The 9658-nt window shown below is 70.2% G+C and carries 11 protein-coding genes; 2 read left to right on the top strand and 9 right to left on the bottom strand.

The window, feature by feature from the left end; all coding sequences use genetic code 11:
• The 8 genes from AB8A24_RS42120 to AB8A24_RS42155 form a co-directional block, all read right to left on the bottom strand.
• The coding region (locus AB8A24_RS42120) for a DUF1906 domain-containing protein (RefSeq protein WP_369479146.1) at positions 1–1358 on the bottom strand (1358 nt) is incomplete at its 3' end.
• 107 nt (positions 1359–1465) lie between these two features.
• The gene (locus AB8A24_RS42125) at positions 1466–2467 is read right to left on the bottom strand and encodes a transglycosylase family protein (protein WP_369479147.1); all 1002 of its coding nucleotides are present in this window, start codon (positions 2465–2467) and stop codon (positions 1466–1468) included.
• A gap of 98 nt (positions 2468–2565) precedes the next feature.
• Positions 2566–3900 (bottom strand): hypothetical protein, encoded by a 1335-nt coding sequence (locus tag AB8A24_RS42130; protein WP_328963454.1) that lies wholly within the window; start codon positions 3898–3900, stop codon positions 2566–2568.
• Between the two features lie 157 nt (positions 3901–4057).
• A complete protein-coding gene (locus AB8A24_RS42135) occupies positions 4058–4312 on the bottom strand; it encodes a hypothetical protein (RefSeq protein ID WP_158711930.1) in 255 nt (84 codons plus the stop codon).
• Positions 4313–4343: 31 nt separating this feature from the next.
• Positions 4344–4535: a hypothetical protein gene (locus AB8A24_RS42140; RefSeq protein ID WP_328963453.1), complete on the bottom strand. Its 192-nt coding sequence runs from the start codon at positions 4533–4535 to the stop codon at positions 4344–4346.
• Between the two features lie 172 nt (positions 4536–4707).
• Positions 4708–5937, bottom strand: a complete 1230-nt coding sequence (locus tag AB8A24_RS42145) for an MAB_1171c family putative transporter (protein ID WP_369479148.1) — start codon at positions 5935–5937, stop codon at positions 4708–4710.
• Positions 5937–6461 (bottom strand): hypothetical protein, encoded by a 525-nt coding sequence (locus tag AB8A24_RS42150; protein ID WP_051763690.1) that lies wholly within the window; start codon positions 6459–6461, stop codon positions 5937–5939. The genes AB8A24_RS42145 and AB8A24_RS42150 overlap by 1 nt, the downstream gene beginning before the upstream one ends.
• A 60-nt stretch (positions 6462–6521) precedes the next feature.
• Entirely contained in the window at positions 6522–7037 is a 516-nt protein-coding gene (locus AB8A24_RS42155; RefSeq protein WP_369479149.1) for a hypothetical protein, read from the bottom strand.
• A 238-nt stretch (positions 7038–7275) separates the two neighbouring features.
• Between AB8A24_RS42155 and AB8A24_RS42160 the strand changes: the two genes are divergently transcribed.
• Positions 7276–8265 (top strand): helix-turn-helix transcriptional regulator, encoded by a 990-nt coding sequence (locus AB8A24_RS42160; protein WP_161293293.1) that lies wholly within the window; start codon positions 7276–7278, stop codon positions 8263–8265.
• 38 nt (positions 8266–8303) lie between these two features.
• Here the strand turns inward: AB8A24_RS42160 and AB8A24_RS42165 are convergent, their stop codons facing one another.
• Complete coding sequence (locus tag AB8A24_RS42165; RefSeq protein WP_266356658.1) at positions 8304–9137, bottom strand: AraC family transcriptional regulator; 834 nt, start codon at positions 9135–9137, stop codon at positions 8304–8306.
• A 48-nt stretch (positions 9138–9185) separates the two neighbouring features.
• Here AB8A24_RS42165 and AB8A24_RS42170 point away from each other — a divergent pair, with 48 nt between their 5' ends.
• Positions 9186–9548 (top strand): cupin domain-containing protein, encoded by a 363-nt coding sequence (locus AB8A24_RS42170; protein ID WP_161293280.1) that lies wholly within the window; start codon positions 9186–9188, stop codon positions 9546–9548.
• Positions 9549–9658 lie beyond the last annotated feature (110 nt).

The raw sequence follows: 9658 nt of genomic DNA on the forward strand, positions 1-9658 counted from the left end.
TGACCATCACCGTTCCAGTCACCCGTCAACGGCTTGTCACCCGGAACACCGAAACCCGACCACCCGTACACACCACCCGTACGGTCCGCCACATAGAACTTCGACTCCGCCGGCCGATACACACCCGCATTCGTCGGCTTGCGGTTCCCTGCCAGCGCGACGTCCATGTAGTCCTGGTCGATCTGGATCTGCTTGCCGCCCCAGGTCTCCGTCACGTTCCCGCTGTACTGGTGGACGCGCTGGCGGTTGGCCCACGCCCCGCCGGGCAGCGCCGGGTCGTTGGTGTCGGCGACACCGTTCCAGTAGGCGCTGAAGACGACGTCGGGCATCGTGTGGCTGCCCCTGTGGGCGGCCAGGTCGGCGATTCCGGACGAGGAGCTGCTGTAGACCGCCGAGTTGTAGCCGCGGGCGTGGAGCTGCTCGGTCCAGGCGGACAGGAAGCCGAGCACGTTGCCCGAGTAGTTCTTGTTGTACGCCTCCATGTCGTAGTACAGCAGCGCTCCGGGCCCGAGCCCCAGGGCCGCGGCCTGGTTCACCGCGTCGTCCGCGGCGCTGCGCCCCTCCGCCGCGGGCGAGGTGATCTGGCTCGCCTGGGCACCGACGTAGATCGGCATGAAGCGCCAGCCGGCCGATGCCTGCTGCTGGACCCACGAGGCGGTGAGGTTCTTCTGCGCGCACGCCCGGTTGCGGCCACCGATGTAGATGCCGACCGCGTTGTAAGGAGAGTGCGCCTTCCACGCGTTCATGGTCGCGGAGTCCGGGGCGGCACAGGCGTCGAACCCCTTGCCGGTGTAGTTCGTCAGTGCGGCCGACGAGGTGGCGGCGGTTGCGGACGCCGACGCCTCCGGCTGCGCGGCCGGCGCCGCGGAGGCGCGCGCCTTGCTCTTCGGGGCCGAGGCCGATATGCCGGCACCGGTGAGGATCTTGCGGACCAGGGACTGGTCTTCGGCGTAGGTCGCCGTGACGCGGATGCCCCGGGCCCCTCCGGCGATCTCGCGATCGGCTTCGGACACCGTGGTGCCGCCCCGCGCCGCTTCGCCGGACGTGTCGGGCTCCACGAGCAGTGCTTCGGTCCGTCCCACCAGTCGGGACGGGCAGTTCTGCTGCGTGCCGGGGGTGCCGAGGTAGACGGCGTGGCGGTCGAACCGGACGCAGGCGGTCGGATCGGCTGCGAGGTCGACGACCTCCCAGTCGGCGGGAACCTCGAACCGGTGCCCCTGGAAGGTCACCGCCTTGGAGCCGGAGGTGGGCGCCGCCGCCTGGGCCGACACGGTGGCCGGGCCGAAGACGGCTGCTGTCGCAACCAGTACGGCGAGGCCCCGCCCGAGGGGCGGCAGAGAAACACGTGCACGTGACATGGAGGTCTCCTGTGTGGGCAGCGCGGGGCCCGGGTCCCGCTGGGATCAGCGGGACCCGGGGAGGCGGAACTGCTGGGTGAAAGGTCAGTACCGGGTGCGGTGATCCGTCACCACTGGCCGGTGATCGGGACGTCGCCGGGAACGCCGAACCGGACGTTGTAGATGGCCTGGTCGGAGTCCTTGCCGGCACCGACGAAGTCAGAACCGGCGATCTGGTAGACACCGACCTTGTCCGTGCCGTCCCCGTTCCAGTCACCCTTGATCGGAATGTCCCCCGGATTACCGAACCTGACCTGATGGTTCACCGGCGCACTGTTCTGAGAATCCGTCAGATAGAACGTCTGGTCCGAACCCCGATACACACCGATCGTGTCCTTGCCATCACCGTTCCAGTCACCCGTCATCGGAGTGTCACCACCGACACCCATCTGAATCGCATAAGCGGCAACCCGGTTGTCATTGCTCAGGTAGAACGTCTGGTCCGCCGGGTGATACACACCGATCGACGCCTTGCCGTCACCGTCCCAGTCACCCACCAGCGGAATGTCCCCAGGACTCCCGTACGTCACCGACACCGCAGCCGTGGCATTGTCATTGCTCAGATGGAACGTCTGATCCCCCGGACGATAAACACCGAACGTGTCCTGACCATCACCGTTCCAGTCACCCGTCAACGGCTTGTCACCCGGAACACCGAAACCCGACCACCCGTACACACCACCGGCACGGTCCGCCACATAGAACTTCGACTCCGCCGGCCGATACACACCCGCATTGGATGCCTTGTGGCTGGGCGCCGGGTACGGATCCGCGTGATCGCTGCCGAGGCCGTTCGACCGACCGCAGTTGGGCCAGGCTCCTGGTCCCTGACCGGCGAGGATCTTCTCGGCCGTGAGGATCTGCTGCTTCTTGGTCGCCTGGTGCGGGTAGCTCGCGTACTGCTCGCCCCCGTAGGCCCGCCAGGTCGGCAGGGAGATCTGCAGACCTCCGAAGTACGGGTGGCCGGACTTGTAGTAGTTCCAGTCGCCGGTGCTCTCGCACTGGGCGACCTTGTCCCACGTCGCGACGGACGCCGCGTCCGCCGTTGCGGCCGGCAGGGCCAGCACCATGGCTGCCCCCAGTCCGGCGGCGACTGCCCGGGCACGGCGGCGCCGTCCGGTGCGGAGCGCGCGGCTCCGCACCGAACGGGGCTCCGTGTGGTCGCCCGTCACCACTGGCCGGTGATCGGGACGTCGCCGGGAACGCCGAACCGGACGTTGTAGATGGCCTGGTCGGAGTCCTTGCCGGCACCGACGAAGTCAGAACCGGCGATCTGGTAGACACCGACCTTGTCCGTGCCGTCCCCGTTCCAGTCACCCTTGATCGGAATGTCCCCCGGATTACCGAACCTGACCTGATGGTTCACCGGCGCACTGTTCTGAGAATCCGTCAGATAGAACGTCTGGTCCGAACCCCGATACACACCGATCGTGTCCTTGCCATCACCGTTCCAGTCACCCGTCATCGGAGTGTCACCACCGACACCCATCTGAATCGCATAAGCGGCAACCCGGTTGTCATTGCTCAGGTAGAACGTCTGGTCCGCCGGGTGATACACACCGATCGACGCCTTGCCGTCACCGTCCCAGTCACCCACCAGCGGAATGTCCCCAGGACTCCCGTACGTCACCGACACCGCAGCCGTGGCATTGTCATTGCTCAGATGGAACGTCTGATCCCCCGGACGATAAACACCGAACGTGTCCTGACCATCACCGTTCCAGTCACCCGTCAACGGCTTGTCACCCGGAACACCGAAACCCGACCACCCGTACACACCACCCGTACGGTCCGCCACATAGAACTTCGACTCCGCCGGCCGATACACACCCGCATTCGTCGGCTTGGCGTCCTCGATGATGTTCTTGTAGCGGTAGGGGATGTAGGAGCTGGAGTTGTTGAAGTAGGCGTAGGGGATGACGCGTCGCACGGCGTGCGGAGGTGTCTGCTCGATGCCGATGTAGGACGTGTGGGACGAGTCGGTCCACTGCTCGAAGATGGTGACGTGCGAACCGCGCTCCGGGTTGGAGGGGTTGTGGAAGAGCAGCATGTCGCCCTTGCGCAGGTCGTTCTTCGATATGCGGTCCGCGAAGGTGTCGAGGTTGCCGGTCCAGGCGCTGGTGCCGAGGTTCCAGGCCATGGAGACCAGGCCGGAGCAGTCGGTGCGGTAGCCGTCGCGGTAGTTGTTCATGCTGTACGGGACCTGGGCGTCGACCCAGGTCTTGGCCCGGGCGATGACCGAACTGCGGGTGATGGGGGCGCCGGCGCTCTGCGCGGCCGCCGCGCCGGAGAAGGTGCTCTTGCCGGCCCCCTCGGTCTTGAGGGGCTCCGGCTTGCCCTGCGGACGCTCGACGTCCGCGGTGGCCGCGGCCGCCGCGACGGCCGCGGCGGACGGCGCGTCCACCTGGGCGGCGTTGACGGGTGCGGAGGCGAGACCGGCCGTGGCGAGGGAGAGGGCCACGAGGGTGCCGGTGGCGCGGGCCACGTTGGACTTGCTGGGCATGAAGTCTCCTGGAAGGCAGGGCTGATGGACGGGCCGGCCGATGGGCCTGGGCGCCGTTGGAAGAGCCGGGAAGAGCGGGAAGAGCGAAGGAAGACAGAGGGAGAGAGGCCGGCCGACCCTCGACGGGGCGGGCGGACCGCGATGCGCGGGGCCTCGATCAGGGGTGGAACGTGACGGAGTAGCCGTGGACTCCGGTGCCGCCCGAGGCGAGCGTGTCGACGACGAGGCGGCGAACCTTGGCCTGTGCGATGTCGGTGCGGGCGGCGCGGATGAAGAGGACGATCCCGATGCCGTCCGGATGTGTGCGGGCCCTGATGTGTTCCATGCCGCAGTCGGGTGTGGCGTGGGCCCACAGGGCGTCGACCAGGGCGTGTGCCTGGTGGTCGGTCGGCAGGGTTCCTCCCGTCGGCATCAAGGTGAGATGGACGGGTAGCACCGCGGGGTCAGTCCCAGCCGATGCCGTTGCCCGACGCGCCCGCCGCGGACACGGACACCGTCGCGTGGGCCGGGACCACGTCCCAGCCGATGCCCTTCGGGTCCGTCGCCGTCGTGGCGGCCGACGCGAGGGGGGCCGCCACACCGGACAGGACCGAGGCGGCGAAGACGGTGGCGAGTAGGCGGGCGGTCGTGGACATGGCGGTTTCCCCCGGGTGTGACGTGAGCAGGAAGTTCGGGACCGGCGGTTGGCGCCGTGGCCTCCGGGTCCGGCCGGGAGTTGCCTCCCCCGCCGTTCCGGTGAGCACTATCCTGCCGACCCGGAAGACCCCGGGGAAGGCGATGCGGACGTCAGCATTAGGACTGGCCGCATCAGGACGCGGCCCCTGCCGACCTGCGGCGATGCCCCCTACCGGACCTCCTGGCCCGCCGCACCGCCTCGGCGCCCCCGCGGGGCAACTGCCCGTAGGCCGAGGCGACCTTGAGCAGCCAGGCCACCTCCTCGGCGGGCGTCCTGCTGTGGGCCGGGGGCGGCGCGGGGGCTCGGCAGGCGTCCGGCTCCCCATGGAGCACCGAGAACAGCCACTCCGCCTCCGCCCGGGCGGTCGGCGCCCCACCTCCGGGGTGTGCGTGGCCGGGGGCCTCCACGGGCTGCTCCGCCCCCGTCACCGCGGACCGGTCCCGGAGGACGAGGCAGGCGTCGCGGATCTCGAAGGCCCGGTGGGCCACGTCGAGGGTCCGGTCCCCTGTGACGAACAGGTCGCGCGTCCGGCCCATGCGCGGTCCGAACGCGACCGACGGGACGGCGTGGAGCAGGTCCGACCACAGCGGGTGCAGGCGCCACAGCGCGTACTGGTCGCCGACGTAGCGGACGAGCGTCCGCAGCGGCGGCAGGCCCACACCCACGAGGATGAGGAGGAGGGAGATCACCGGGAGGATCTCGGAAACGGCATCGGGGGTTCCGCGCCCCGGGACGTCCGGCCGGCTCTCCTGGTGGGCGAGGAACACCACCCGGTACATGGTGTAGACGAAGCCCATCGCGCCGCCACCGGCCAGGCACACGACTCCGGCGCGCAGGAGTCCCGCGGGCACGCTGCGGCGGTTCGACCAGAAGAGCTTCGCCGAGAGGGCCGTGGCGATGCCGAGGTAGACGTAGACGATGCTCTCGTACAGGCGCACCGCCGGGTCGCCGAGGTGGGCGTCGGTCACCCGGGTCGGCGGAGCACTGGGGTCGTGCTCGAAGAAGAAGACGAACAGCACGGTGAGGGCCAGTGCGGCGGCCACCACTGCGACGAGGCGCAGCCACGTGTCCCGCGCCCGTTGCGGTCCGCGGCCGTGGACCGCGATCACGTATTCCAGGACGCAGTAGTTCGACGCCAGCCCGGCGAGGTGTTTGACCAGCACGGACAGGTCCGGGGACCCGGTGAGGGTCCGGATGACCTGGTCCACCTCGAGCGGCCTGGTCGTCAGTGCGACGGCGATGGCTGCGAGGAAACCCCACAGGAACCGGGAGGCGCGCGTGCCGCCCAGGGCGGAGGGCGCGCGCCAGAGCACCATCGCCCACATGAGGGCGGGCAGGGTGAAGTGGTATATCGAGTACATCAGTTGCCCCGCCAGCGGCGCAGACGGCGCACCGGGTGGGCAAGGCTGGTGGCCAGCCGGCGCGAGGACGGGGTGCCGACCCGATCGGCGCCGGCGAGGTCGGCCAGGAGCACGGCGATCATCTCGGCCTCCTGTTCCTCGACGGAGGCGAAGTTGGTGCGCGCGGCACCGAGCGTCCGTACGACGAGGTCCGGGGTCAGTTCGGAGAGCGCCTGTGCGAGCTGGGCCAGTTCGACGTTGTGGGTGTGGCCGCACAGCACGTGGCCGAGTTCGTGGAGCTTGATCAGGTCCTGGTGGGCCGGACTGGTCTTCTGCTCGTAGAAGATGACGTCCAGGCTGGGCAGGGCGATCCACGCCCCGCACGGTGAGGCGAATCCGAGATCGGGCAGCGGCTCCATCACGATCGGACGTCCGCGGTGGCGGGCGAGTGCGTCCCGGAAGGAGTCGACCGTGAACGGGTCGGGCAGCTCGATCTCGGCCAGGATGCCCTCGCACCGTCTTCGCAGACCCCGCGGTACAGGCATGGCGGCAGCGAATCCTTCGGTCAGCAGTAGGTCAGCGGTCCGTGCGACGCCCTCAGACTACTAACGATCTTTCTCAGCAGCCTTCTTGGGAGATCCGGTCGGGGCGCCGCCGCCGTCCCCGGCCGCCTCCGCCTCGAGTGCGCTCAGTCGGTCCGCGAGCGCGGCCAACATGTGGAGGCTGTTGTCGGACAGACCCGAGGCACGCTGTGCGAGCCCGATGACGCCGGCGTTACCGGCGGCCGCCCGGATGTTCGCCAGCGCGTCCAGGGCGAGCAGTTGCTCGTCCACGACGGCGGCCTTGGCATCGTCGAGGAAGTAGGTCGCCCCGCAGCGGATCCCGAACGCGAGGCCCAGCCAGTCCAGGGTCTCCACGGTGGGGTTCGGGGACTGGCCCTTCTGCGTGGTGGCCTGGTGCAGATTGCGGATCGTGTCGCGGGAGATGACGCTGCGTCCGGCGATCCGGTTGACCCGGTCGGCCAGCTCCCGATAGGCGGGGGACTTCCCTCCCGCCCGCGCGGCCTCCTGGAGGATCAGCCCGTCGAGCCGCTCGGAGATCTTGTGAGCGCGGTCGGGCAACGACGGCGGGTGCTCGCGGCCTCCACCTGGTCCTGCGTCCATCCCAGCCAGCTCCGATCCGTCGGGAAAACACGATACCCCCCAACCCTGATGGCGATTTTACTAGCTGCACCATCCACCGCTCGGCTCACTGGTTGGGCCATTCGTTGGCTGGAAGCCGTCAGACCGTTTGTTGCCCTGTGGGGCGGCCCGTAAGGTTGTGGCGATTGTAATCGTCGCGTGGCTGGGGGGCTGGCGGATGCTGGATGTATTGGGGCTCGACCGCGGGGTGGAAGCGGTGTACCGGGCGATGCTGGCCCACCCGGAGGGCAGCGTGCAGGATCTCTGCGACCAACTGGGCGTACCGGAAAGCACCGTGCGCGACGCCCTGGACAAGCTCGCCGACCTGAGACTGCTGCGCGCCTCCCGGGACGTCCTGGGCGAGATGCGGCCGGTCAGCCCCGAGGTGGGCCTGGAACTGCTCCTGCGGCGCCAGGAGGAGGAACTCCTGCGCCGGCGGCAGGACCTCGAGCTCGGCAAGGCCGCGGCCGCACGGGCGATCGCCGAGTACGCCGACCTCCGCCCCGCCACCCGGACCGCGACCAGCGAGCGCCTGGTCGGCCTCGACGCCATCCAGGCGCGACTGGAGGGCCTCGCCCGGGAGATGTCCGGCGAGTGCCTCTCGGTGATGCCCGGCGGAGCCCAGTCCCAGGCCAGCCTCGACGCGTCCAGACCGCTCGACGACGCCGCCCTGAGCAGGGGGATCTCCATCCTGACGCTCTACCAGGACAGCGTGCGGCACGACCCCGCCACGCTCGCGTACGCGCGGTGGACGACCGAGCGCGGCGGCATGGTGCGCACCTGTCCGACGCTCCCGCCGCGCATGCTCGTCTTCGACCGCCGGGTCGCCGTCGTGCCGATCGACCCGGCCGACACGAAGCGCGGCGCGATCTGCATCAGCGAAGCCGGGGTCGTCGCCTCCCTGGTCGCCCTGTTCGAGCAGACGTGGCACTCCGCGGTCCCGCTCGGCGCCGACCGCTCCAAGGACACCCGTACCGGTCTCAGTACGTCGGAGCAGGAGCTGCTCACGCTGCTCGCGTCCGGCCTCACCGACGAGGTCGCGGGGCGTCGGCTGGGCATTTCCGCCCGCAGCGTGCGGCGGCAGATGGCGGGGCTCATGGAGCGCCTGGACGCGTCGAGCCGGTTCGAGGCCGGATTGAAGGCGGCCCAGCGCGGCTGGCTCCAGTAGCGCCACCGCAGTTCTCCCGCAGGACTTCCCCCTGGCCTTCACACCGGGCCGGAGCGGGCGAACCGCGCCGGGCTGGTCCCCACGTGCCGCCCGAAGTGCCGGGTCAGGTGCGCCTGGTCGTAGAAGCCCGCGGCCGTCGCCGCCTCCGCCGGCCGCATCCCCGCCAGCAGCAGCCGCCGGGCCAGCTCCACCCGCCGCCCGGTCAGGTACGCGTGCGGTGGCAGCCCGTACGCCGCCTTGAAGCTCCGGATCAGGTGGGTGGGATGGACATGGCCCAGCTCCACCGAAGCCTCCTCCAGGCCGATCCCCTCGGTCACCCGCGCGTCGAGCAGCTCGCGCAGCCGTACGGCGAGGCGCGCGCCCGGCGCCCCGTACGCCGTCGGCGCGCGGCCCGCGAGCCACCGGTGCAGCCGTTCCCGTACGAAGGCCAGCCGCGACTCGGCCTCCAGCCGCTCGACCGCACCGGCCGGCAGCTCCGGCGCGCCCAGCGCCACGTGCAGGCCGTGCACGCGCTCGCGCAGCGCCGGGTCGAGCAGCAGCGGGGCGTCGACAGCCGCCCCGGTCAGGCCTTCGGGCAGGACGGAGGTGTCGAGGTAGAGGACGCGCTTGCGGAACCCGGCCTCGGTGACGGTCCGCCCGTCGTGGGCCACCCCGGGCGGCAGCAGGATCACGGAGTTCCGGAGCCCGACGCCGTGGCGCTCGCGGTCCAGGGCGAAGTCGACCCGCCCGCCGTCCAGGATCATCAGCGCCCAGGTGTCGTGCACGTGCGTCGGATAGGCGTGGTCGGTGAAACGGGCGTGGAAGACCTCGGCGATGCCGGGCACCGACGGCTGCCACGCGGACACGGTGCTGCGCGGACGTATCGCGGCCATGTCAGGAACGTACAAGACCGCCCGCGGGCGGGGCGACAGGCTGTCCGCATGACGACACACAAGGTCAACATCGCCGAGAAACTGGCCGGTTTCACCGAACGGTGGGCCCCGCGGCGCATCGCCCGCGTCAACGACTACGAGGTCAAGGTCGCCCGGCTCCAGGGCGAATTCGTCTGGCACACCCATGCGGACACCGACGAGCTCTTCCTGGTGGTCGGCGGCACCCTGACGATCCACCTGCGCGACGGGGACGTGGTCCTGGGCCCCGGAGAGATGTACGTGGTCCCGCGCGGGGTCGAGCACTGCCCGGCCGCGGACGAGGAGGCGCAGATCCTGCTGTTCGAGCCGGCCGGCACCGCCAACACCGGCTCCGAGGGCGGCGAGCGCACCCGGGAGCCGGTGGACGCGTAGCCCGGCCGCCTGTCGTGTCGGGGGCGGGCGTGTGCCGGGGCGCTCCCCGCAGGGCGCCGAACGCAGTGCCGCCCGACGTTCCGACCCCTCGCCACGTTCGGCGCCCGAGG

Origin of the sequence: Streptomyces sp. BF23-19 (genome assembly GCF_041106355.1) — a bacterium.
GTDB lineage: Bacteria > Actinomycetota > Actinomycetes > Streptomycetales > Streptomycetaceae > Streptomyces > Streptomyces virginiae_A.

Bases quoted from the DNA above. Each gene is read 5' to 3' on its own strand.
- AB8A24_RS42150 (WP_051763690.1), bottom strand. From the start codon at position 6,461: ATGCCTGTACCGCGGGGTCTGCGAAGACGGTGCGAGGGCATCCTGGCC.
- AB8A24_RS42130 (WP_328963454.1), bottom strand. From the start codon at position 3,900: ATGCCCAGCAAGTCCAACGTGGCCCGCGCCACCGGCACCCTCGTGGCC.
- AB8A24_RS42170 (WP_161293280.1), top strand. From the start codon at position 9,186: ATGACGACACACAAGGTCAACATCGCCGAGAAACTGGCCGGTTTCACC.
- AB8A24_RS42140 (WP_328963453.1), bottom strand. From the start codon at position 4,535: ATGTCCACGACCGCCCGCCTACTCGCCACCGTCTTCGCCGCCTCGGTC.
- AB8A24_RS42125 (WP_369479147.1), bottom strand. From the start codon at position 2,467: ATGGTGCTGGCCCTGCCGGCCGCAACGGCGGACGCGGCGTCCGTCGCG.
- AB8A24_RS42135 (WP_158711930.1), bottom strand. From the start codon at position 4,312: ATGCCGACGGGAGGAACCCTGCCGACCGACCACCAGGCACACGCCCTG.
- AB8A24_RS42145 (WP_369479148.1), bottom strand. From the start codon at position 5,937: ATGTACTCGATATACCACTTCACCCTGCCCGCCCTCATGTGGGCGATG.
- AB8A24_RS42160 (WP_161293293.1), top strand. From the start codon at position 7,276: ATGCTGGATGTATTGGGGCTCGACCGCGGGGTGGAAGCGGTGTACCGG.
- AB8A24_RS42165 (WP_266356658.1), bottom strand. From the start codon at position 9,137: ATGGCCGCGATACGTCCGCGCAGCACCGTGTCCGCGTGGCAGCCGTCG.